This window comes from Halomonas sp. NYA30 (assembly GCF_976980765.1).
Genome location: NZ_OZ334477.1, coordinates 2,833,834 through 2,856,237, shown reverse-complemented (window position 1 = coordinate 2,856,237; position 22,404 = coordinate 2,833,834). Strand labels below are relative to the sequence as shown.

Here is a 22,404-nt window from a genome sequence, read left to right as displayed (position 1 = left end):
GGATGACCATCGTGATGCAGCGCTTACACCTCACTCACCCATTACACTTTGTTATTGGCTTAACGCTTTGGAGTGCTTGGTTTGTAACAGTTTACGGTGGCCATGCTGTGGCCTGTGAAGTCATGCCCCCTGACCCAGAACAAGGTGTTTTTACCCTCGTTAATGCGTTGCTGCTTATGGTCAGTCTTGCTGCCGTTGCGCTATTAGCCGCGTTAACGGTGGGGTGTTACCGCATTAGCAAACGTCATGCCGGGCGGCTGCGCTTTAATGCACGGGTTTCTGCCGGGCTCTATCTCTTTTCTACCTTCGGCGTATTGTTTGCAGCGATGCCCATCATCGGTATTCCGCCTTGCCTGTGAGTGGTATGACTGACACTAACGCAGACAAGCTCTATACCCTTCACGGTATGTGGTGCACCAGTTGCGCGTTGGCCGTGGAAGGCTCCCTCAAACGGAGTGATGGCGTGTATGACGTTAGCGTGCATTATCCCAGCGCCACCCTCTGTATAAGCGGCACGCCAGCCGCGACTCAGCTCTCAGTGCTTGCCTCAAAGGTTAAGCGACTAGGCTACCGGCTGACGGAACTTGAGCCGGTGGGCGATGCCCATGCGCGACTGGAAGAGGAGAGCCGCTACCTCACACTTAGGCTGATGGTGGGTTCGCTATTTGGCATGTGGACCATGCTTGCCTCAGTTCTGGTCTACGCATCCGCCTTGCCCAATGAACAGGTCGAGCAGGTAGTGGCATGGGTGTCGGGTGCTTTTTCACTTCCCGTGGTGCTGTTTGCGGGCGTGCCGTTTTACCGAGCGGGGTGGCGTACATTGCTCGCCAAACGCCCTGGAATGGATGTGCTCGTCAGCCTTGGTGTATTTGGCGCGGTGCTCGTCTCGATTGGGCTTTTATGGCGCGGTTCATCGGAAGTATATTTCGATACGGCGGTGATGCTGATTGTGCTATTGCTGGTCGGGCGGTTAGTGGAAACGCTGTGCCGTCACCGTGGGTTAAAAGCGCTGGACGTATTGACACTACCGAACGCGAACATAAGCGTTTACCAACATGAACATTGGGTAATGGTTCCTGCCGATGAAGTGGCCGCAGGAATGCGCGTCGAGTTAGCGCCAGGTGAGCTGGTAGCGCTTGATGGCACCCTGGAGGCGCCTGGTTGGATCGATACCGCCTCCCTGACCGGTGAAAGCCTGCCGCGCCACTTTCATACAGGTCAGAAGGTCTACGCAGGCTGCCGCTACCTGGGGGCAGCGCCGCTGGTAATACAGGTGAGCGCCGGGGTAGGCAAGCGCCGGTTAGACCGTCTATGCGACGAAATGCGCCGCTATCAGGCCAAAAAAGGCGAGCTGCAGAAGCTAGCTGACCGCTTTGCCGCTTGGCTAAGCCCCTTAGCGCTTGTGCTGGCGTTGCTGACGCTGCCTGCTGCGCTGTTATTTGGAACGGGCTGGGAAGAGGCCTTTGTGCGGGCGCTTTCCGTACTGGTGGTGGCGTGCCCCTGTGCTGTGGGGCTTGCCGTGCCATTGGCAAGCCTTGCCGGTGGCGGTCAGGCCATGCAGCAAGGTATTGCGCTACGCGACCCGGCAGCGCTTGAAACCTTGGCGCGCATTCGCTCGGTAGCACTGGATAAAACCGGCACCTTAACGACCGGCAATCATTCCGTGCTGCATTGGCAGGCGCGGGAGGGCGTTGATAAGCATACTGTGCAGCGCAAATTAAGCGCCGCCGTCGTGGGAAGCGAACATCCGCTAGCGCACGCGTTAACCCACTGGTCGGATGATCAGCGTGATCAGCACCCCGAGCAGAATCCGGATCAGAATATAGAAGTAAATGAATCGCCTGGGGAAGGGCGCCGAGTGCAGCTAAATAGCGGCGAGTGGCTAACGCTAGGCAGCGCTAATTGGCTAACTCGTCAGCAGATTGCGTTGCCATTTCAACCTGAAGACCCCGCGCTGATGTTTGCTTCTCAAGTGATGTTGGCTGACGAAGCGGGCTGGCTGGCCACGTTCTATCTAGCTGATCAACCGGTGGAGGATGTTGCTCCAAGCGTGAAGCGTTTGCTTGCATCAGGCTATGTGGTGGCGATGATTAGCGGCGACCGGCAGGGGGCCGTTAGCTGGCTGGGTGAGCAGATAGGGCTTGCCCGAGAAGCTTGCTATGCCCAGCGTTCGCCTGAAGCCAAAGCGAGGCTGTTGCAGGCGCTACCATCGCCAACGCTCTACGTGGGTGATGGCTTGAATGATACGTTGAGCTTGGCCGCGGCTGATGTGGGTATTGCCCCGCTAAGTGCCAGCGAAGCCGCCCGTGAAGGGGCTTCTGCACAGCTCATGACGCCGGGAATGGGTGGTGTAGTGCAACTGCTTAGCATTGCTAAACGCACTCGGCGCATCATGGTGCAGAATCTGTTCTTCTCAGCACTTTATAATACGCTGGCACTAGGGCTGGTAGCTGTGATGGCCATTCCGCCCCTGGTCGCGGTACTCGCCATGGCGGCAAGTTCGCTGAGTGTCACGCTCAATGCCGCACGGTTAGCCTGGGCCGAGCCGGAGGCAAACGATCAGAGGGTTCCGGAATAGCCGAGTGCCTGTTTAAGCCTCTCGGCATTCGTTGCCACCCAACGTGGGTCAATCGCCCCCCAGTCACGTATCTGGTAGCGGCCAATGTTGTGGCGCTCGCCTTCATCTTTCGTAAATACGCACTCGATATCTAATTCGGCAAGGGAGGCTATCGTATCCTGGGCGGTACGCCGTGGCATGCCGGTGGCTTCAATGAGTGCAGGCACGCTGGCAGCGCCATGTTCGATCAGATGGGCCACGTATAAACGTCGGTAAAAACTCGATTTCGTTTTGCTAAGCGCGGACATTAGGCTTCCTTAACAGCAAATTGATTAACGCGCTGCTTAGCTTAAAGGAATAAGTCGCCCTGCGCCCGTGGTGGGTGGAAATCCCGCGTGTTCAAGCCCTGCTCGGTGCGATCCTGCATGTTCCACTGGCGGCTGGCGCGGGCAAAGCGCTGGGCAATTAAATCCGCGAATACCCCTTCACCCCGAAAGCGCTTACCAAATTGGGCATCATAGGCTTTGCCGCCCCGGCACTGGCGCATAAGACTCATCACTTTGGCGGCGCGTTCTGGGTAATGAGCTTCCAACCACGCTTCAAACAGCGGCGCCACTTCGTAAGGTAAGCACAGTAGCATCCAGGCCGCCGTTCTCGCCCCTGCACGGCTGGCTGCTTCTAGAAGCTTTTCAATTTCATGATCAGTCAGCCCTGGAATAACCGGCGAAATCAATGTGCCGACTGGGACTCCCGCGGTATTAAGTTCACGAATAGCCCGTAAGCGCGCCTGAGGCGACGCCGCCCGTGGTTCTAGCGTGCGCTTTAAATCGGCGTCCAGGCTGGTCAAGCTAACAAACACACGCACCAGGCGATGCTCTGCCATTTCTGCCAATAGTTCTAGATCGCGTAGCACCAGCGTACTTTTAGTTACCAGCGTTACCGGATGGCGGCACTCCAACAGCAACTCCAGCAAGCGGCGTGTGGTTTTATAAGTAGCCTCTAACGGCTGGTAGCAATCAGTGTTGCCGGAAAGGTTGATCGGGCGGCACACATAGTTGGGGTGGCACAGCTCCTCTGTTAACCGTTCCACCAACCCGCTGCGGGCAATCAACTTGGTTTCGAAATCCAGCCCTGGCGATAAATCCCAGTAAGCGTGGGAGGGGCGTGCGTAGCAGTAAACGCAGCCATGTTCACAACCACGATAAGGGTTCAGTGAGCGGTCAAATGGCAAGTCCGGTGATTTATTCCACGACAGTGCGCTCTTGCTCACTTCCTCGCGCACTTCGGTGGCGATGGTCGTAGAGGCTTTCTCACGCCACCAACCGTCGTCTTCCACCACGCTATGGCTAGGTGCAAAACGGTTGTGAGGGTCGTACGTTGCCCCGCGGCCTTTACGCACGGCTGAAACACTCGATGTTTGATCGGGGATCGTCATTTGCCACCTCTGGCCTGTATAACTAATTATATGGCTATTTATACAGTATATGGCGTTTGGGGAAAGGCGCAAGAAAACGCTTAGCGGCTTAAATAGCAAATTCGGGGATACAAACGCGTCTTTATTTCATACGCTTAAAGAACCCGTTGTTGCCAGCATGGAAAGAGGCGATTTGACCTATGGAACTGCAACCACATTTTGCATTAATGGCATCCTACAACCAGTGGATGAATGCCAAGGTATATGACGCCGCTAGCAAGCTAAGTGCGGCTGAGCTTATAGAGGATAGAGGCGCTTTCTTTAGCTCTATTTTTGGCACCTTGAACCATATCGTTGTCGCCGACACGATTTGGCTTAAGCGGTTTGCGGCTCATCCTTCTTCAGCCGCCACATTGGCAGTAATGGAGCCGCTGCCCACGCCAACGCATCTCGCTCAACGCCTGTTTGATGATATGCAAGGCCTAAGCGCGCATCGCCATTGGCTGGATAGCGTGATTATTAACTGGGTAGCCGCGCTGACCGATGATGACCTGGATACGCTACTGAGTTACCACAACACCAAAGGCGTGGCTTCAACCAGAAGTTACTCGCGCCTTATTAACCACTTTTTTAATCACCAAACCCACCACCGCGGGCAGGTATCTACCTTGCTCTCGCAAGCCGGTATAGATATTGGCGTCACTGATCTGCTGGCGTTGATTCCGGATGAGACGTAAGGAAGTAAGTTCACATATAAGAGCCTACTAGATTCAGTACTGCCAATTATTAAAGCTGAAAGAACCAAGAACGGAAAACGCCTTGACGTACTCAAGCCAAGGCGCAGTTTTATAAAGATTTACCAACCTATCCGTTCAACGTTTCTTTCGTGCTGGCTTCTTCTCGGCACTGGCCAGTGCGCTTTCCTTTTCGCCGCTGCCGCCATTTGGGAAGTGCGCCCGCACCAACTCCAGCAGGCCTTGAGTGGAGGCGTCAAAGTCAGCGGCGTTAGTGTCGATACGTTCGCTGATTTCACCGGCGATACGTTTGCCGAGCTGAACGCCCCATTGGTCAAAGGAGTTGATGTTCCAGATGACGCCTTGGACAAATACCTTGTGCTCATAAAGCGCGATGAGTGCCCCCAGGTTTTTTGGCGTTAGCTCGTCCAGCAATAGCGTGCTGGAGGGGCGGTTGCCGGGGCAGCTGTAGGGGTCATGTTGGCTTAGCTCTTTGCTGTCCCCCTGGCTGCCTTCCATAAAGGCGTTGGCCTGGGCGAGCATATTGGTCAGTAGCGCGAAGTGGTGGTCTTCTACGCCGGGTTCGGGTTTGAGTGAGGCAATAAAATCAATCGGCACGTAGCGGGTGCCCTGGTGCAGTAGCTGGAAGAAAGCGTGCTGGCCGTTGGAGCCAGTTTGGCCCCACACAATCGGGCCGGTTTTGTAGTTCACCGGGTGGCCAAAAATATCCACCGACTTACCGTTAGACTCCATATCAAGCTGCTGCAGGAAAGAGGGCAACTGATTCAGCGCTTGATCGTAGGGCACGATGGCTTGGGTTTCGGCACCAATAAAGTTGATGTACCAAATACCAATTAGCGCCATCAGCACCGGCATGTTCTGAGAGAAGGGCGCGTCGATGAAATGGTTGTCCATCTCGTGCGCGCCTTCCAGCAGCTCGATAAAGCCTTCGAAACCGATTGAAAGCGCAATCGGCAGCCCGATGGACGACCACATGGAGTAGCGACCCCCCACCCAGGCCCAGAATTCGAACACATTCTCTTCGCGAATGCCGAACTCCATGGCCGCTTTGCGGTTGGTGGAGGCGGCAATGAAGTGCGCGCCCACATCGGCGTCTTCGCCGGCGTTTTCCAGAAACCAGCGCCGCGCGGTTTTGGCGTTTAGCAGCGTCTCCTGGGTAGAAAAGGTCTTGGTAGAGACGATAAACAACGTAGTCGCCGGGTCGAGGCGCGAAAGCACCTTCTGGATATGGGTGCCGTCTACGTTGGAAACGAAGTGGAAGTGCAGTTCCGGGTGGCGGTATTTGAGCAGTGCGCGCACCGCCATGTTAGGGCCAAGATCCGAGCCGCCAATACCGATATTGACCACATCTTTAATACGTTTGCCGCTGTAGCCTTTCCACTCGCCATTGCGCACCGCTTCAGAGAACAGCTTGATCTGCTCGCGGGTGCGGGTGATCTCGGGCATGACGTCTTCGCCGTCTACATACACCGGCTCATCGCCTAAGTGACGCAGGGCGGTGTGCAGTACCGGGCGGTTTTCCGTAACGTTGATAATATCCCCGGAGAACATTTGTGCCCGGCGCTGTACCAGTGCGGAGTGGTCGGCTAGCTCAATCAACTTGGTAAGCACTTCATCGGAGACATGGTGCTTGGAGTAGTCAAGAAACAGACCGCCCACCCGAAGGCTCATTTTCTCAAAGCGCTGAGGATCATTGGTGAAGTAGTCACGAATACGGTCATTAGCGGTTTTGTCGCGTAGGCGGTCAAGCGCCTGCCAGGTGACACTACGAGTGAGCTGAAACATAGGGCGATCCGTTTGTTATTAAGTGAATGTAGTAACCAGAACCGAATGGCAAACTAAACGTGGCGTTATGTAAAAATACTACATAAAAAGCGGCGAGGAGTAGAAGGCATTTATGACTAGTATGACTAGACTTGCATTAACTGCGTAAAGCTACGTATTTGTGTGGGCAGGCAATCGTGCCTGCCCACACAGGGTAGGGTCAGCCGTTAGGTAGCCACCGCTACTTGAGCCGCGCCGCGTTTGATAAACGCATAGCCTAACCCGGTAACCAGTGAGCCCGCTATAATAGCGCCCAGGTAGAGCAGCGCCGGGGTAATGGCGTTGGGGATCAGCAGTACGAAGATACCGCCATGGGGCGCCATTAGCTTCGCACCCACCAGCATCGAGAGCGCGCCGGTGAGTGCCCCGCCCGCGATACAGGCAGGAATGACCCGCAGCGGATCTTTCGCCGCAAAGGGGATCGCGCCTTCACTGATAAAGCAGAGGCCCAGCACGAATGAGGCTTTACCCGCTTCGCGCTCCGGTGCCGAGAACTTGTTGCGCGCGACGAAGCTGGCAATCCCCATACCAATGGCAGGTACCATACCCGCCGCCATAATCGCCGCCATGGGGCCGTACGTTTCTGAGGCGAGCAGGCCCACGCCAAAGGTGTACGCGGCTTTGTTGACCGGGCCACCCAGGTCAAAGCACATCATTGCACCCAGCAGAATACCCAGCAGTACCGCATTGGTGGAGCCCATGGATTCCAGGAAGTTGGTGAGGGCGCTAAGCAGTGCCGCGACCGGTTCCCCAATCACGTAGATCATTGTCAGGCCGGTAACCAAGCTGGCGACCAGCGGAATGATCAGAATCGGCTTCAGAGATTCAACGCTGGAGGGCAGTTTGACATAGCGAGTAACCGCCAGCGCCACATAGCCCGCCAGGAAGCCAGCCAAGATACCGCCGATAAAGCCGGAGCCGATATTGGACGCCAGCATGCCGCCAATCATACCCGGTGCGATGCCGGGGCGATCGGCAATAGAGTAAGCGATATAACCTGCCAGTACCGGAATCATCAGCGCAAAGGCGGTGCCACCACCGATTTGCATTAGTGCAGCGGCCAGGGTGCCTTCCTGCTCAAACGCTTCAATGCCAAACACAAAAGAGAGTGCAATCAGCAGGCCCCCCGCCACGACCATCGGCAGCATAAAGGAAACGCCGGTGAGCAGGTGCTTATAAACGCCTTTCTCTTTGACGCTCTTATTGTCGCTAGCGGTCTTGGCCGAACCGCTATTTTCCAGTGCCGCGTTTTCCAGCGCGGCTTCAATGGTGGGGCGCGGCTTTTTCAGCGCGTTGCCGGTAGACGTGCGGTAGATGCGCTTGCCTGCAAACCGAGACGGATCAACGTCGATATCGCAAGCTAGTAGCACCACATCGGCCTGAGCGATCTCTTCTTCCGTTAATTTATCTTGCGCGCCCACCGAGCCTTGAGTTTCCACGCGAATGGCGTGGCCCATGGCTTTACCTGCTTCCGAGAGCGCTTCGGCGGCCATAAAAGTGTGGGCGACGCCGGTAGGACAGGCGGTGACCGCGACAATTTTCTTGCCACCCGCGCTGCTTGCAGCGGTAGAAACGGAAGTTGCAGGCGCGGCAGGCGCGCTGTAAATCGGCGCTTCACGCTTGGCCTGTGCCAGAAAACCGCTAGGGTCGGGGAGCGCGCTGGCAATCGGTGCCTGGAACAGGCGCTTGCCTTCGAAGCGTTCCGGGGCGGGCACGTGATCGGCGGCGACCACAATCAAATCGGCGTTAGCAATCTGATCAGCAGTAGCAGCCTGCAGTGGCGCGATTTCGCCATGCATTTCAACGTGTACCGACCAGCCTTGGCGCTGGGCAGCCTGCTCCAGGCGCTTGGCAGCGAGGAAGGTGGTGGCCATGCCGCTGGGGCAGGCGGTAATCAGAATTATGTTCATAGCGTAGCTCCCTCGGTGATGGAGTCATCAAGACGCCGTATCCGGGTGTGTTGTTGGAGTGAGTCGAAATCCGCAGCGTTGGCGTTGCCGACACCGACATGGCGTACGGCCTCGGCAGAGAGTGCGGTAGCAAAGCGCAGCGTTCGTTCCGGGTCGTGTTGATTCAGTAAGCCGTGAAGCATGCCCGCGACAAAGGTATCGCCAGCGCACACCGTGTTGGTTGCCGTCACCTTGGGGGGCGTGGCGTGCCAGGCACCTTGGGCGTTCACCCACAGCACGCCTTCGGCACCCGCTGACACAAGCGCATGGGTGATGCCGCTTTGATGTAGCCGCTTGGCGGCCGCCAAGCGTGCTGGTGTCGTGTCGAGAGTGTCGCCTGCCCAGTCGGCGAGTTCATTTTCATTGGGCTTGATGCCCGCCGGGTGGGCGTCGATGGCGGCGTTAAGAGCCGGGCCGCTGGTATCCACCCATAGCGGCACACCGCTGGCGTTCAAGTGCCCCAGCAGTTGGCAAAAATCATCCAATGACAGCCCTGGGGGCAGGCTGCCAGCGACAACCACTGCCTGGGGTGGCATCGCGCTGCTCAGTTCGGCGTCTAACGTGTCGATTAGCGTTTGTAAATGTGTGGCGTCAATCGGCATGCCGGGACCGTTGATATCGGTAACGCGGCCACCCTGTTCAGCCAGTTTGGCATTGATACGCGTGCTGCCGGGCACCCGCACGAAGGCATCGGCCAGCCCCAGCTGTTTGAAAGCCAGGGCGAAGGGCGCGTCGTTCTCGCTGCCTAAAAAGCCGCTGACCGTGACGCTATGACCAAGCTCTGCCAATACACGGGCAACATTAACGCCTTTACCAGCGGCTTCGAGCTGCGCGCTGGTAGGGCGGTTGACGCTGCCCAATACTAAGGCGTCAAGGTTAAACGCTAAATCCAGCGCTGGGTTGAGCGTAATGCAAAGCACGCGGGCCATTAGCGCGCCTCCAGTGCATCACGCACTTCGTCACTGGTCGCTTGTGAAAGCGCTAGCTGAGCGATGGCCTGGGCGTCTGCAAAATCAAACTCGCGCAGGCGAGCTTTCACCAAAGGAATCTGCCGCGCGCTGACCGAGAGTTCGTCCACGCCCAGGCCAACTAATACGGGAATAGCCACGGCATCCGAGGCCAGCTCACCGCACACACCGACCCATTTGCCTTGGCTATGCGCTGCGGCCACGGTCATCTGGATTAGACGCAGCACCGCCGGGTGCAGGCCATCGGCCTGGGCAGAAAGCTCCGGATGTCCACGGTCAATCGCCAGGGTGTACTGGGTCAAATCATTTGTGCCCACCGAGAAGAAGTCCACCTCGGCGGCAAGGCTGGGTGCCAGCAGCGCGCTGGAAGGGACTTCAATCATCACCCCGAGCTGCACATCGGTAGCGCGCTGTGAGGCGGGGATCTCTTGCAGCAGGCGATCATAGATCACCTTGACCGCCCGAAACTCGGCAATGTCCTTGATCATCGGTAGCATGATGCGCAAAGGGTGATCTTTGCTGGCCATCAGCAGCGCGCGCAGTTGGGTCTCGAGAACATCGGGCTGGGTCAGTGCCAGGCGAATGCCGCGCAGCCCTAGGAAGGGGTTATCTTCCTGGGGAACCGGCCAGTAAGGCAGCGGTTTGTCACCGCCCACATCCAGGGTACGTGCCACCAGCGGGCGGCCGCCCAACGCTTCCACCGCTTGGCGGTACTCTCCGATCTGGGTGGTCAAATCCGGGGCGCTGGCGTGGGCCATGAATAGGAACTCGGTACGCAGCAGGCCAACACCCTCGGCGCCGCGTTCTACTGCATCGGCAGCGTGGGCGGTATTGCCCAGGTTGGCGGCGACTTCGACACGGTGGCCATCGCGAGTTTGACCAACCTCAAAGCGGGTTTCCCAGGCAGCTGCTTCGCGCTGCTGGTGGTCGAGCAACTGCTGCTCGGCACGCTGTAACCGCTCTTCGGAAGGTTGCGATGTTACCCGGCCACGATCACCATCCAAAATCATCATGCTGGCGTTGTTGAGCGCCATCACCGCTTGCCCCGCGCCAACGACGGCAGGAATACCCAGTGCGCGGGCCAGAATGGCACTGTGGGCTGTCGCACCACCGCGTACAGTGAGCAGGCCACGCACACGGGAGGTATCCAGGCGAGCCACATCGGAAGGGCCGATGTCGTCCATGACCAGAATATAGGGGTGGTCAGGCGGTTCAGGAAGCGTCACATCGCAGAGCACGCCCAACACCCGACGACCCACGTCGCGGAGGTCGGCGGCGCGTTCGGCCAGCAGGCGGTCGGCCAGCATTTCCTGGGCGTGGGCAGCGGTTTCAATCGCTTCCCACCAGCCCGCTTCCGCTGAGCGTCCTTCGCGAATGGCATCCGAGGCCGCGTGGTGAAGTTCCGGGTCAACGAGCATCTCTTCGTGCATCGAGAGAATATCGGCGACTTCGCCGCCCTGGGCATTGCGAACCAGCGCCTCCAGTTGGGCCGCGCCCTCTTTAATGGCGTGATTCAAGCGGATGAGCTGTTGCTCAGCGTCATCGGCGTGCTCGGGGTAGTCGAACTGCATGGGGCGGATAACAAACACCGGGGCAATGGCCAAGCCCGGCGAAGCGGCCACGCCGGTATGGGGCGTGTCGGCAGCCAGTGGCTCGACGGCCGGTTGAGTCGTGCTGGCTTCGGGCGCGGTGTCAAAGCCGCCGTCAAGGGGCGTCACTTTCTCGCCCAAGCCAGCCTCAATCGTTTCCGCCACGCTCTCGAGCGCTTGACGCGCGTTATCACCTTCGGCGGACAGCACCAGCCATTGGCCGCGGCGTGCGCCCAGGCCGATCACCTTGGTCAAGCTGGCCGCCGAGACCAGCGTGGCGCTGCCTTCTTCCAGCCGCACATTGATCGCCATTGCCTGGGCGCGGGCGACTTGCACCAACTGCTTGGCGGGGCGGGCGTGCAGGCCATGGGGATTAAGCACTCGAACGCGACGGGTGTGGGTGCTTGCGGTCTCGCCCGCCAGCAGGGAAAGCAGTTGAGCACTGTTGCATGTGAGCAGCGTGTCGCTGGCGCCGCTATCCAGCAAGGCCATTAATTGCTCTAACAGCGGACGGTGGGCATCACCGTGGGCAGCTAAGCAGAACAGCGCATGGACCGGGTGGCCAGCGCTTTCCAAGGTATGCGACGCCGGCGTGGCGACCCCAAGCGCGGGCTGATTAACCCCTTGCGAGCTGCTGGCCAGCCACAACCCCTTGCCTAACCAGGTGGGTTGAGCGGCGGCGACAGCGGCAATGAAGGCGTTATCGACGCAGCCGCTTTGACGCAGGCGGGCAGCGGCGGCCAAGGCAAGCTCTTGCGGATCTTGGGCGGGAAAGTTGACACATAGCGTATTAGCATCCAAGCGTGGCTCAAGCGCCGGTTTGGACAGCAGGCGCGCCACATCGGCAGCGGAACTGGCGCTGGCTAACTGCTCGGCAACGCCGTCACGATCCAGCACGTGAGTGAGCTGGCGCAAAATATCCAAGTGCTCATCGTTCTGGGCCGCGATGGTCACCAGCACATGCACCTGTTGACCGTCGTGCCACTCGATTCCTTGGGGAAACTGCAGCACGCGGACGCCGGTCTGCTTCACATGTTGGCGGCTTTCTGGCGTGCCATGGGGGATCGCGATGGCGTTGCCCAGGAACGTCGATGACTGGGCTTCGCGGGCGTGCAGGCCGTCACGGTACTCGGCCTCAACCAGTCCGGCGTCTACCAGCACTTCAGCGGCACTGTCCAGCGCGGTTTGCCAGCTATCCGCGTGGCGGCCTAGCAGGATGTCATCGGGGCCGAGTGTCAACATAGCATTCTCCTGTAAACGCGCTCTGTTGCTGCGAAGTACTTCCGGTGAGTACTTTGGGTCGAGTGCAGGGCGTGTACATAAGTGATCGTCGTTAAATGATCATGGTAATGGCATTGATGCCAGTGGGATGAATCGACCCTTCAGCGGTGATTCATCCTTGCCAATGAATCTAGTGTTAGTGCTATGCTGAATCGATTCACTTCGTGACGCAAGGTTCGTGCTTTTAGACTTTGGTCTGGTAGGCGCTTACTTGCTGATAAACTGCCCGGTCACACCAAGGGGAACCCGAATGACACTCGCCGATATTGCCCGGCTAGCCGGCGTCTCGCGCACGACCGCTAGCTACGTGATTAATGGCCAGGCCGAGCAGCGCCGTATTAGCGTGGCAACGATTGAGAAAGTGATGGCAGTAGTACGTCAGCACCGTTACCACATAGACCCGCAGGCGGCCGCTCTGCGTCGTGGGGCTAGCCGTCTGCTGGGCCTTATCGTGCCGGACCTGGAGAACATCAGTTATGCCCGGCTGGCGAAACGCCTGGAGCGTGGTGCGCGGGAGCAGGGCTATCAGTTGCTGATTGTCAGTTCAGATGACTGTGCAGAGAGCGAGCGAGCACTCGCCCTGGCGCTGCGTGCCCAGCGCTGCGAGGTGTTGATCACCGCCAGTTGTCTGCCCAGCGACGACACCTTCTACGCCGGTCTGGTAGACGAGGGCTGGTGTGTGGTGGGCATGGATCGTGGCCTGAATCCCGCACTGTTTTCCAGCGTGGTGAGCAATGACTGCGAAGCGGCCGAGGCGTTGACACGCTCGGTAATCGGTAGGGCGACCAAACGTGTGGCGTGGCTGGAGGCAATGCCGAACCTGTCGATCAGCCGCGAACGGCGGGGCGGTTTCCAGGCGGCATTGAGTGGCACGGAGGTTGTGCCGCTGATCTTGAGTGGAGTGAGCTATGAGCGTAGCGAAGGGGCGCGCCTTGCAGCCCGGCTGTTGGATGAGGAGGGCGGCGCCGATGCACTGGTAACGGCGTCGTACACGCTGCTGGAAGGGGTCTTTGATGTGTTCTTGGAGCGTGGCGGCTTGCCAGACAATATCCGTTTGGCCACCTTTGGCGATCACCGGCTGCTGGATTTTCTCCCCCAGCCGGTCAATTCAGCGTTGCAGGATTATGACCGGATTGCTGCGTTGACGCTGAACTGCGCGTTGGCCGCCTTGGACGGCCACTACGAGTGCGGGCTGCAGGTAGTTGCCCGCCACCTGCACACCCGCTGAACAGGGCGTTCTGATGCTTGCTGCTTAGACCGTTCTGGCCTGGGCCCAAGCGTTGGCATCCGGAATCGACATATCGTAGCTTTCGCCCAGATAGGGCGATGAAAGCAGGAAGTCTGCGGTGGCCGCATTGCAGGCAACAGGCACATTCCACAGGGCGGCCAAGCGCAGCAGCGCCTTGACGTCGGGGTCGTGAGGCTGCGGCGAGAAGGGGTCCCAAAAGAAAATCAGTACATCAAGGCGCTGTTCGGCGATGCGTGCACCAATTTGTTGGTCGCCGCCCAACGGCCCGCTCATCAACCCTTCAACGTCGAGTCCCAGCGCGGTTTTCAAGCGCCCGGCGGTGGTGCCGGTGCCGATCAGCTCATGCTGGCTGAGCACGCTTTGCCAGCGGGTCGCCCACTCCAGCATTTCGACCTTCTTGCCGTCGTGGGCAATCAGTGCAATGCGTTTGCGTGCTTGTAGAGTGCGGATAGCTTGGCGGGGCGGTTGTGCATCACTCATGGCGGAACCCTTTACTTGTATTGGCTTTCTAAGACCAGCTTTTAATGTTGGACTACAGTAGCGTTTATATAGTAATTTTACTACATATTGGATATTTACAAGCCTTTTGGGGCCGTTGTTATACGAATTTTCAGCCTCATGACGCTTAAATACGTATTTTTAGTAATTTTTTTACTAAATGCGACACTTGCTACCATTGGTTAATTGAGGAGTTATATCATGACAATAAGAGTTGCGATTAACGGGTTTGGCCGTATCGGCCGCAATGTACTGCGCGCCCTTTACGAGAACAGCTACCGCGACCGTGTACAGGTTGTCGCTATCAACGATTTGGGCGATCCTTCGCTGAACTCCCACCTGTTGCGTCACGACACCGTGCATGGCCACTTCCCTTTCAAGGTAGAGCATGACAACGAGAGCATCACGGTGGATGGTGATCGTATCGCGATCTCCTCCGAGCGTGACCCAGCACAGTTGCCGTGGTCGTCGATGAATATCGACCTGGTGATGGAGTGCACAGGGCTGTTTACCAAGCGTGAGGCGGCTGCCAAGCACATTACTGCTGGCGCCAAGCGGGTGCTTATTTCTGCGCCCAGCCCCGACGCCGATGCCACCATTGTATACGGCGTGAATGACGATATTCTAACCGCCGAGCATACGGTGGTTTCCAACGCCTCCTGCACCACCAACTGCCTGGCGCCGGTAGCAAAAGCGCTGAACGATGCGGTAGGGATCGAGAACGGTCTGATGACCACGGTGCATGCTTACACCAACGACCAGAACCTGTCGGATGTTTACCACTCTGACCCTTACCGCGCTCGTAGTGCGACCCACTCCATGATCCCGACTAAGACCGGGGCAGCAGCGGCGGTAGGTTTAGTATTGCCGGAACTGGCTGGCAAGTTCGATGGCCTGGCAGTTCGCGTGCCGGTGATCAACGTGTCGCTGGTGGATCTTACTTTCACCGCCAGTCGCGATACCACCAAAGAAGAAATCAATGCCATCGTCGAGAAGGCTGCTGCGAATTCGCCGGTGCTGGCGGTTAATGCCGAGCCGCTGGTCTCCATCGACTTCAATCACGATGCCAACTCATCCACCTTCGATACCAATCACACCCGTGTAAATGGTCGCTTGGTTAAGATTATGGCGTGGTACGACAACGAGTGGGGCTTCTCCAACCGCATGCTGGACACCGCCATTGCAATGCAGAAGACCGCTTAAGCTATAGCGAACACTGCTAACTATTCCTACTCGTTACCCTGAGCCCTTGCTCAGGGTTTTTTTATTTTTTAAAAATAGTGCATCCAAAACGTCTTCTCGCGGGTATTCCCTATACAGCCGCCATTTACGGCAGCTGATAACAACCCTTTTAGGAGACTGAAATGACACTTCATCATCTAACGCGCGCTACTTTGGCCGCCACACTGATTGCATCCTTCAGTCAAGCCGCTTTGGCCGAAACGCCTGCGGATGTCCAAGTACCGGACGGCAACACCATCGCCCTCGAAACGGTTGGCGTTGGCGCTATTACCTATATGTGTGAAACCAACGACGACGGCAACATGGGCTGGGTATTTAAAGGCCCACACGCTGCGCTTAATGATAGCGATGGCAGCCAAGTGGGTAGCTATTATGGCCCGCCAGCAACATGGGAAGCGCTGGACGGTTCAAAAATCACCGGCACCCAGCTAGCCACAGCCGCTAATGGCGATGGCAACATTCCGCTCCAGCTTGTTGAAGCCAACCCTGCTGAAGGCGAAGGCGCAATGACGGGCGTTAGCTATATTCAGCGCTTGAACACCCAAGGGGGTGTCGCTCCTGACGTCGCTTGCGACATGGAACATGACGGTGCAACCGCCGTAGTCACCTATCAAGCGGATTACATCTTCTGGGCGGCTGAATAAGTCGACTGGAACGCTAATTCCGCTGGGGACTCGTTTGTTGAGTCCCTAGCGGATATGCTGTCTGTGAAAACGACGACTGGCGTCGGTGCCGTCACCAGGGAGCTATGGTTTGACTGACGTGTCTTCAGAATTTGATCATGCTGCTGTATTGGCTAAATGTGCCCGCGGCGAGCATGACGCTTTGCACCAACTCTATATTCACGAAGGTGCCAGGCTTTTAGGTGTGGTACTACGAATCGTTAAAGATCGTGGCATGGCGGAAGATATTGTTCACGATGCTTGTCTTAATATTTGGCAACGCGCCGATAGTTTCGACCCTGACAAAGGGTCTGCGCGAGCATGGATATTTAGTGTCGCGCGTCACTTGGCATTAAATGCTATTCGTTACCGTGACCGTGAAATTACCTTCGATAGCGATGTCCCCTCCGAATTTGATCATGACGAACATTTCCAGCACGCTGATGTTGCCGAAGAAGCCTTTGATTGGCAGACCGGCCAGCGGATGGATAGCTGTTTAGAGCAACTTGAGCCCGAGCGGCGTAACTGTGTACTTCACGCCTATGTCGATGGCCTCAGTCACGCGGAAATTGCTGCCCATACTGGGGCGCCCCTCGGTACCGTTAAAGCCTGGATAAAACGCAGTTTACTGCGCTTACGGGAGTGTATGGCATGACCCGCCCTAATGATCACGAACGCGAAGATGACCATGCCTTGGCGGGTGAATACGTGCTAGGCACACTGTCGTTAGAGCAGCGCAAAGCGCTGGAAGCTCGGTTACCCAATGAGCCTGAACTGCAAAAAGCCGTGATGGCTTGGGAAGAGCGTTTCTTGCCCTATACCGCTATCACCGATCCGGTAACGCCCTCTGATTATTTATGGCCACGTATTGAGCGCAGCCTAAAGGCACGAGAAGCGTCCGATAAACGTACCGGTTCTGTTGTTGTGCCTCCCAGACCACGGCGCATGCTACACAGCTTGCCCCTTTGGCGTGGTGCTGCCGGGTTTGGCTTGGCGGCGGCGTTAGTCATGGGGGTAATGCTGGCAAATGAAGTCACTGAACCGGCTATTTCAACTACCCCCGAGTACATGGTGGTTCTGCTTGCCCCGCAAACACAGTCAGCGGGCTGGGTGGTCCAGGCATCGTCGCGGCAGGAAATAGAGCTCATCCCGCTGGGCACCTTCGAAGTGCCTGAAGGTAAGGCACTAGAGTTCTGGACCAAGGCGGATGAGTGGCAGGCTCCGGTATCGCTTGGTTTAGTAGAGCCTGGCCAACCCATTAGGATGCGCCTAGACCAGTTGCCGCCGCTGGAAGATAACCAGCTGTTTGAGCTTACGCTGGAAGATGAAACCGGTTCGGCCACCGGTCTGCCCACCGGGCCCATTGAGTTTATTGGTCGCGCGGTCGAGATTTAGCCACTCTAAAAGCGCCTGTTAAAAGTGTTTTTAAAAGAACGATAAGCCAACTTGGAACAGGCGTTCCACGTCGCGAATGCGGCGTTTGTCGACCACAAAAAGAATCACGTGGTCGCCGCTTTCCACTTTCACATCGCCATGGGCGATGATGACCTCTTTGCCGCGCACAATTGCCCCAATCGTGGTGCCTTCCGGTAGGTCGATCTCGCGGATAGTACGGCCGACCACTTTGGAGGACTGCTTGTCACCGTGGGCAATGGCTTCAATTGCTTCGGCGGCGCCCCGGCGCAGCGAGTGGACGTTGACGATGTCGCCGCGTCGCACGTGAGTCAGCAGGCTGCCAATAGTCGCCTGCTGGGGCGAAATAGCGATATCGATCTCGCCACCCTGCACCAAATCCACATAAGCGGCGTTGTTGATCAGCGTCAGTACCTTCTTGGCGCCTAAACGCTTGGCGAGCAGCGACGACATGATATTGACCTCGTCGTCGTTGGTCAGCGCGCAGAAGATATCGCACTCTTCGATGTTCTCCTCTTCCAGCAGCCGCTTGCTGGTGGCGCTACCGTGAAGCACCACGGTGCGATCCAAGCGCTCAGAAAGCGTGGTACAGCGCTCCAGGTTGTGCTCGATGATCTTAACCTGGTGGCTGTGTTCCAGATGCTCGGCGAGTCGCTCGCCGATATTGCCACCCCCGGCAATCACTACCCGACGAAAATCCCGCTCGACCCGACGCAGTTCGCTCATCACCGCGCGAATATCCCGCCTTGCAGCGAGAAAGAAGACCTCGTCATCGGCTTCAATCACCGTATCGCCGCGGGGAATAATCGGTCGGTTGCGTCGGTAGATCGCCGCTACACGGGTATCCACGTTGGGCATATGGTGGCGCAGAAAGGCTAAATCCTGGCCCACCAGCGGGCCTCCATAGAAGGCCTTTACCGCCACCAGCTGCACTAGGCCACCGGCAAACTCCAGCACCTGTAGGGCGCCGGGGTGCTCAATCAGGCGGCGCACGTGGTCGGTGACCACCTGCTCGGGGCTGATGAGGACATCAATGGGAATCGCTTCGTGGGCGAATAGCCCCTTGCGGGTCAGGTACGCCGTAGCGCGCACCCGGGCGATCTTGGTCGGAGTGCGAAACAGCGTGTGGGCGACCTGGCAGGCGATCATGTTAATTTCATCGCTGCTGGTCACTGCAATCAACATATCGGCGTCTTCGCAGCCTGCCTGGCGCAGCACAATGGGGTAGGAGCCCGCCCCGGTCACGGTGCGGATATCGAGCTTGGTGTGCAGATCGCGCAGTTTTTTGGCATCGGTATCAACGACCGTGATGTCGTTTTCCTCGCGGGCGAGGTGTTCTGCCAAGGTGCCGCCGACCTGGCCAGCGCCGAGAATGATGATTTTCATGGGCTATTGTCCTCACGGTCAGGCTCAAGGGAGAGCCGGTAACCAATGCCGGGTTCTGTTTGTAACAGGGTAGGCGACTGGGGATCGTCGCCGAGTTTGTAGCGCAGTTTGCTCACCACAATACGCAAATAGTGGCTGTCGTCCTGGTGGGTAGGGCCCCAGATCTGACGAAGTAGCTGGGTCTGAGTCACGACGCGTCCAGCACAAGCGATAAGATGGGCCAGAACGGCAAACTCTTTAGGCGTTAAATGAACCGCAATATTATTCAAACTGACTTGGTGGGCGGCGATATCGACCACCAGTCCACCATGGTTGAATCGCTGAGCACTGGGACTGGCGCGCAGTCTTAATAAAGCCCGAATACGGGCCAACAACTCTTGGATACCAAATGGCTTGGTAACGTAGTCGCTTGCACCGTTATCCAATGCACGCACTTTTTCTGCCTCGTGCCCGCGAACCGAAACGATGATAACGGGCACTTCATAATGCTGGCGGATGGCATCGAGTACCTGCTGACCATCCATATCGGGTAGGCCAAGATCCAACAGAACGATGTCCGCGTTGGGTGCAGATGCACCGGCGCTGAGTTTTTCCAGCCCTTCACGACCAGTGGCGGCCTCGATCACCTGGAACCCCTGGGAGGCAAGGCTGATGCGCAAGAAATGGCGAATATGCGGTTCGTCATCGATGACCAATACCCGCACTTGATCACTGCTCATTGTCTGCCTCCTCGCGTTTGGAGGGTAGCGGCAGTGACATGGTGATCTTAGTGCCGATCCCTACGGGCCCTTGACTGGCGTGGATCTGCCCTGCGTGGGCGCCCAGCATGCCGCGGCAAATCGCCAGCCCCAAGCCACTTCCATGTCGGCTGCGATCACCTTCATGGCCAGTAACGAACATATCGAATACCCGTTCCCTCAGCGCTGGCGGAATTCCGGGGCCCTCGTCGGTGACTGAAAATAGCAGGGTAGGCGTATCATCATTGTTGGGCTTAGTAGAGCCACTTTTCCCAGCTCTGTAAGTGCCGGAGCAGCGGGCTTCGATAGTGATGCAGCCATTTGGGGGCGAGAAACGAGCCGCATTCTCCAGCACATTGACCAGGGCCTGTTCGATCAGGGCTGGATGCACGTAGAGCAGGGGCAGGTCGTCAGGCCAGTGCTGCCTTATCTGCAGGCCATCGAGGATGCTGCCCAGGCGCTTACGAGCTGATGACACCAGGTCGTCAAACGCGACCCAGTCACGCTCGATTTTCATATCGCCATGGCCGAGGCGGGTCATGTCCAGCAGGTTCTGTATATAGCGATTTAGCCGTTCGCTTTCGCTCAACACGCCATCCAGCAGCTCGAAGCGATCCTGCTGGGTCAGCTGAGCATCCAGGGTGCGAAGCGAGCTGGCAGCGCCAATGATTGATGCCAGCGGGGTACGTAAGTCGTGGGATACCGATGAGAGTAGCGCGGACCGCAGCCTTTCCTGCTCTTCTGCAAGGCGCGCCTCACTCAGCTCCAGCAGCCGTTGTCGGCTATCACCGGCGAGCTTGCCCACTACGAGTGCCACCAATAGGAAGAATAGCAGCGTCAGTAGCTGCTCCTGCTCTTCGACCGCAAGCGAAAAATGCGGGACGGTAAAGCAGAAGTTGAAGGTCAGAAACCCCAGCAGGGCGCTGAGCAAAGCCGCATAGCTCCCAGCCAAAACAGCGCTGGTGAGTACCGCGGTAAGAAAGATCAACGAAAGATTGGCGAGTGCCAGCCAGGCGTACAGACCCCAGGCAATCAGCAGCGCAGCACCGGTACTCGCCAGCGCGATGAGGATTTCAAACGGCGTGGGAGCGCGCAACCGACGAACGAAGTGCGAGGCGGACCTGCTAATTGATTTGCCAAGCGGCATGATGTTGTCGTCCTTCATGGTAATTCGCTAGCGGCGCCAGAACATCGGAGTCAGCAGTACGACGACCGTCAAAATTTCCAGACGTCCCATCAGCATGCCGATACATAGTAGCCACTTTGCAGCGTCGGGCAGGGAGGCGAAGTTGCCCGCAGGGCCAATGATGTCACCCAGACCGGGACCTACATTGGTAACCGCCGTGGCGGCACCAGAAAGGGCAGTTACCAAATCAAGTCCCAACGCGGAAAGGCCCAGTGCCAGTGCGGCGATGGTAATGAAGAAAAAGAATGAAAAGGCGACTACGCTGCGTGAGATGTCGCTGGTTACCGGTTGCTGATTGTAGCGAGTGGTAAATATGCCATTGGCATGGATCAAGTAGTGCAACTGATTACGCAGCATCAAGGTGGCAATCTGCAGGCGGAAGATTTTCATCCCACCGCTGGTCGAACCGCTGCAGCCGCCGACAAAGGTGAGGTAGAAAAATGCCATCATCGGGAGAGCACCCCAAAGCGTATAATCGTCAGAGGCATAGCCGGTGGTGGTTACTATGGATACGACGTTAAAGGTGACGTGGGTCAACGACTCAAACCAGTTATCTCCGTGAGCAACTCGCCAGAGGCTAATAAGCAGAACCGCGGTAAACAGCAGCTGCAACAGCCCCCGTACCTGCTGGTCTTGCCATAAGGCGCTGCTTGAACCTCGTATAAAACGGATATACAGCACAAAGGGAAGCGCACCGCTGAGCATGAAAAAGCTGGCCATCCAGAGTAACCAAGGCTGGCCGCTATAGGCTCCAAAGGAGGCGTCGGAGTTGGCAAATCCGCCGGTGGAAAGCGATGTCATGCCATGTACGGTGGCGTCCAACAGCGTCATGCCACCGGTCCAGTAACTGCCAATCGCGACCAGGGTCAAAGCCACATAAATGGTAAGGGTTGCTTTGGCGATACCACCCGTGCGCGGCATCACTTTATCCGACCAGTCGGATGATTCAGTATGGAACAGCCGCATACCGCCTACTTTCAGAAACGGCAAGATGGCGATGCCCATGACGATAATGCCGATGCCGCCCATCCACTGCATCAGCCCCCGCCACAGTTTCAGGCCATCGGAAAAGTGTTCGATGCCGACCAGGATGGTCGACCCCGTGGTGGTAATCGCCGAAACCGATTCAAAGACGGCATTGGTAAATGTCAACTGGGGTGCGCCAAGTACGAGCGGTAGGCTGGCAAAACCGCTGATGGTGACCCAGCTGGCAGCGGTCAGAATGAACATCTGCCAGGGCTTCAGCTCCAGCGTGGCCCGGAAGGTGAGTAGCCAGGTAAGTGCGGCCGCCCCCACTATGAACAGCACAGAGATGCCAAAGGCGGGGGCGTCGGGATCATGCTCGATAAGCAATACAATCAGGGGAGCCAGCATGAATAGGGCCAGTACTACCCAGAGAATCGACATGATTTTAAAGACAGGGGCCCAGTGCCGATACATATCCCTACTGCGATGAAACAACGGTGTAAAAGGTGTCATATACCTGACTCGCCATTTAGTATTCTAAAGCATGCGCTAAGAGAACATGGCCTTCCATAAAAAGTCTGTAAAAACCAAGCCGTTTGGATAATTATTTGTGAAATAGCTCTGTTGTCACGGGTCCATTTCGCGCTTTAGCGACGCAGAGAGAGTGTTATGAGCTGTTGGTGGTAGATAATCCCAATTTTTGTAGTAAAATTACACAAATTATTGCG

General features: G+C 57.2%; 19 protein-coding genes. 8 read left to right on the top strand and 11 right to left on the bottom strand.

The window, feature by feature from the left end; all coding sequences use genetic code 11:
- Window positions 1-2 precede the first annotated feature (2 nt).
- Window positions 3-359, top strand: coding sequence for a hypothetical protein (locus ACWI0H_RS13285; RefSeq protein WP_339934993.1), 357 nt, complete (start codon window positions 3-5; stop codon window positions 357-359).
- A 5-nt stretch (window positions 360-364) separates the two neighbouring features.
- The gene (locus tag ACWI0H_RS13280; RefSeq protein WP_485873672.1) at window positions 365-2,578 is read left to right on the top strand and encodes a heavy metal translocating P-type ATPase; all 2,214 of its coding nucleotides are present in this window, start codon (window positions 365-367) and stop codon (window positions 2,576-2,578) included.
- Here ACWI0H_RS13280 and ACWI0H_RS13275 read toward each other — a convergent pair.
- Together ACWI0H_RS13275 and ACWI0H_RS13270 are read right to left on the bottom strand one after the other, a co-directional pair.
- On the bottom strand, window positions 2,560-2,865 hold the full coding sequence (locus ACWI0H_RS13275; protein ID WP_008956999.1) for a winged helix-turn-helix domain-containing protein: 306 nt from the start codon (window positions 2,863-2,865) through the stop codon (window positions 2,560-2,562). The two genes, ACWI0H_RS13280 and ACWI0H_RS13275, sit on opposite strands and share 19 nt — an antisense overlap.
- Before the next feature lie 41 nt (window positions 2,866-2,906).
- Entirely contained in the window at window positions 2,907-3,992 is a 1,086-nt protein-coding gene (locus ACWI0H_RS13270; protein WP_485873671.1) for a PA0069 family radical SAM protein, read from the bottom strand.
- A 179-nt stretch (window positions 3,993-4,171) separates the two neighbouring features.
- On the opposite strand from ACWI0H_RS13270, the gene ACWI0H_RS13265 reads away from it, so the two are divergent.
- Window positions 4,172-4,708, top strand: a complete 537-nt coding sequence (locus tag ACWI0H_RS13265; protein ID WP_339934996.1) for a DinB family protein — start codon at window positions 4,172-4,174, stop codon at window positions 4,706-4,708.
- A 135-nt stretch (window positions 4,709-4,843) separates the two neighbouring features.
- Here ACWI0H_RS13265 and pgi read toward each other — a convergent pair whose 3' ends face one another.
- From pgi to ptsP, 4 genes are all read right to left on the bottom strand, one after another.
- Window positions 4,844-6,511, bottom strand: a complete 1,668-nt coding sequence (gene pgi / locus ACWI0H_RS13260) for a glucose-6-phosphate isomerase (RefSeq protein WP_485873670.1) — start codon at window positions 6,509-6,511, stop codon at window positions 4,844-4,846.
- 206 nt (window positions 6,512-6,717) lie between these two features.
- Entirely contained in the window at window positions 6,718-8,460 is a 1,743-nt protein-coding gene (locus tag ACWI0H_RS13255) for a PTS fructose-like transporter subunit IIB (RefSeq protein ID WP_485873669.1), read from the bottom strand.
- Window positions 8,457-9,428, bottom strand: a complete 972-nt coding sequence (pfkB, locus tag ACWI0H_RS13250; protein ID WP_485873668.1) for a 1-phosphofructokinase — start codon at window positions 9,426-9,428, stop codon at window positions 8,457-8,459. Before pfkB ends, ACWI0H_RS13255 begins: the two co-directional genes overlap by 4 nt.
- Window positions 9,428-12,298, bottom strand: coding sequence for a phosphoenolpyruvate--protein phosphotransferase (gene ptsP / locus ACWI0H_RS13245; RefSeq protein WP_485873667.1), 2,871 nt, complete (start codon window positions 12,296-12,298; stop codon window positions 9,428-9,430). Before ptsP ends, pfkB begins: the two co-directional genes overlap by 1 nt.
- 289 nt (window positions 12,299-12,587) lie before the next feature.
- Here ptsP and cra point away from each other — a divergent pair, with 289 nt between their 5' ends.
- Window positions 12,588-13,565 (top strand): catabolite repressor/activator, encoded by a 978-nt coding sequence (cra, locus tag ACWI0H_RS13240; RefSeq protein ID WP_485873666.1) that lies wholly within the window; start codon window positions 12,588-12,590, stop codon window positions 13,563-13,565.
- A gap of 24 nt (window positions 13,566-13,589) precedes the next feature.
- Here the strand turns inward: cra and ACWI0H_RS13235 are convergent, their stop codons facing one another.
- Window positions 13,590-14,066, bottom strand: coding sequence for a methylglyoxal synthase (locus tag ACWI0H_RS13235; protein ID WP_008956990.1), 477 nt, complete (start codon window positions 14,064-14,066; stop codon window positions 13,590-13,592).
- Between the two features lie 219 nt (window positions 14,067-14,285).
- Between ACWI0H_RS13235 and gap the strand changes: the two genes are divergently transcribed.
- The 4 genes from gap to ACWI0H_RS13215 all read left to right on the top strand — a co-directional run bounded on the left by gap (window position 14,286) and on the right by ACWI0H_RS13215 (window position 17,383).
- Window positions 14,286-15,287, top strand: a complete 1,002-nt coding sequence (gene gap, locus ACWI0H_RS13230; RefSeq protein WP_008956989.1) for a type I glyceraldehyde-3-phosphate dehydrogenase — start codon at window positions 14,286-14,288, stop codon at window positions 15,285-15,287.
- A 161-nt stretch (window positions 15,288-15,448) separates the two neighbouring features.
- Window positions 15,449-15,970 (top strand): DUF3455 domain-containing protein, encoded by a 522-nt coding sequence (locus tag ACWI0H_RS13225; protein WP_485873665.1) that lies wholly within the window; start codon window positions 15,449-15,451, stop codon window positions 15,968-15,970.
- Window positions 15,971-16,088: 118 nt separating this feature from the next.
- Window positions 16,089-16,643 carry a sigma-70 family RNA polymerase sigma factor gene (locus tag ACWI0H_RS13220; RefSeq protein WP_336274450.1) on the top strand — a complete coding sequence of 185 codons (555 nt, stop codon included), beginning with the start codon at window positions 16,089-16,091 and terminating at the stop codon, window positions 16,641-16,643.
- Window positions 16,640-17,383, top strand: coding sequence for an anti-sigma factor (locus tag ACWI0H_RS13215; protein WP_485873664.1), 744 nt, complete (start codon window positions 16,640-16,642; stop codon window positions 17,381-17,383). Before ACWI0H_RS13220 ends, ACWI0H_RS13215 begins: the two co-directional genes overlap by 4 nt.
- A 30-nt stretch (window positions 17,384-17,413) precedes the next feature.
- On the opposite strand, the gene trkA is transcribed toward ACWI0H_RS13215, so the two are convergent.
- From trkA to ACWI0H_RS13195, 4 genes are read right to left on the bottom strand one after another with little or no spacing between them, the layout of a single operon-like run.
- Window positions 17,414-18,787 carry a Trk system potassium transporter TrkA gene (trkA, locus tag ACWI0H_RS13210; RefSeq protein WP_485873663.1) on the bottom strand — a complete coding sequence of 458 codons (1,374 nt, stop codon included), beginning with the start codon at window positions 18,785-18,787 and terminating at the stop codon, window positions 17,414-17,416.
- On the bottom strand, window positions 18,784-19,506 hold the full coding sequence (locus ACWI0H_RS13205) for a response regulator (protein ID WP_485873662.1): 723 nt from the start codon (window positions 19,504-19,506) through the stop codon (window positions 18,784-18,786). The genes trkA and ACWI0H_RS13205 overlap by 4 nt, the downstream gene beginning before the upstream one ends.
- A complete protein-coding gene (locus ACWI0H_RS13200) occupies window positions 19,496-20,689 on the bottom strand; it encodes a sensor histidine kinase (protein WP_485873661.1) in 1,194 nt (397 codons plus the stop codon). The genes ACWI0H_RS13205 and ACWI0H_RS13200 overlap by 11 nt, the downstream gene beginning before the upstream one ends.
- A 9-nt stretch (window positions 20,690-20,698) precedes the next feature.
- On the bottom strand, window positions 20,699-22,189 hold the full coding sequence (locus ACWI0H_RS13195) for a TrkH family potassium uptake protein (RefSeq protein WP_485873660.1): 1,491 nt from the start codon (window positions 22,187-22,189) through the stop codon (window positions 20,699-20,701).
- Window positions 22,190-22,404: the final 215 nt, after the last annotated feature.

What these genes read in the sequence shown, in the direction of transcription:
- trkA (WP_485873663.1), bottom strand. Translation starts at nt 18,787, where the DNA reads ATGAAAATCATCATTCTCGGCGCTGGCCAGGTCGGCGGCACCTTGGCA.
- pgi (WP_485873670.1), bottom strand. Translation starts at nt 6,511, where the DNA reads ATGTTTCAGCTCACTCGTAGTGTCACCTGGCAGGCGCTTGACCGCCTA.
- gap (WP_008956989.1), top strand. Translation starts at nt 14,286, where the DNA reads ATGACAATAAGAGTTGCGATTAACGGGTTTGGCCGTATCGGCCGCAAT.
- ACWI0H_RS13255 (WP_485873669.1), bottom strand. Translation starts at nt 8,460, where the DNA reads ATGAACATAATTCTGATTACCGCCTGCCCCAGCGGCATGGCCACCACC.
- ACWI0H_RS13195 (WP_485873660.1), bottom strand. Translation starts at nt 22,189, where the DNA reads ATGACACCTTTTACACCGTTGTTTCATCGCAGTAGGGATATGTATCGG.
- ACWI0H_RS13205 (WP_485873662.1), bottom strand. Translation starts at nt 19,506, where the DNA reads ATGAGCAGTGATCAAGTGCGGGTATTGGTCATCGATGACGAACCGCAT.
- pfkB (WP_485873668.1), bottom strand. Translation starts at nt 9,428, where the DNA reads ATGGCCCGCGTGCTTTGCATTACGCTCAACCCAGCGCTGGATTTAGCG.
- ACWI0H_RS13265 (WP_339934996.1), top strand. Translation starts at nt 4,172, where the DNA reads ATGGAACTGCAACCACATTTTGCATTAATGGCATCCTACAACCAGTGG.
- ACWI0H_RS13200 (WP_485873661.1), bottom strand. Translation starts at nt 20,689, where the DNA reads ATGAAGGACGACAACATCATGCCGCTTGGCAAATCAATTAGCAGGTCC.
- ACWI0H_RS13235 (WP_008956990.1), bottom strand. Translation starts at nt 14,066, where the DNA reads ATGAGTGATGCACAACCGCCCCGCCAAGCTATCCGCACTCTACAAGCA.
- ACWI0H_RS13285 (WP_339934993.1), top strand. Translation starts at nt 3, where the DNA reads ATGACCATCGTGATGCAGCGCTTACACCTCACTCACCCATTACACTTT.
- ACWI0H_RS13215 (WP_485873664.1), top strand. Translation starts at nt 16,640, where the DNA reads ATGACCCGCCCTAATGATCACGAACGCGAAGATGACCATGCCTTGGCG.
- cra (WP_485873666.1), top strand. Translation starts at nt 12,588, where the DNA reads ATGACACTCGCCGATATTGCCCGGCTAGCCGGCGTCTCGCGCACGACC.
- ptsP (WP_485873667.1), bottom strand. Translation starts at nt 12,298, where the DNA reads ATGTTGACACTCGGCCCCGATGACATCCTGCTAGGCCGCCACGCGGAT.
- ACWI0H_RS13275 (WP_008956999.1), bottom strand. Translation starts at nt 2,865, where the DNA reads ATGTCCGCGCTTAGCAAAACGAAATCGAGTTTTTACCGACGTTTATAC.
- ACWI0H_RS13225 (WP_485873665.1), top strand. Translation starts at nt 15,449, where the DNA reads ATGACACTTCATCATCTAACGCGCGCTACTTTGGCCGCCACACTGATT.
- ACWI0H_RS13270 (WP_485873671.1), bottom strand. Translation starts at nt 3,992, where the DNA reads ATGACGATCCCCGATCAAACATCGAGTGTTTCAGCCGTGCGTAAAGGC.
- ACWI0H_RS13280 (WP_485873672.1), top strand. Translation starts at nt 365, where the DNA reads ATGACTGACACTAACGCAGACAAGCTCTATACCCTTCACGGTATGTGG.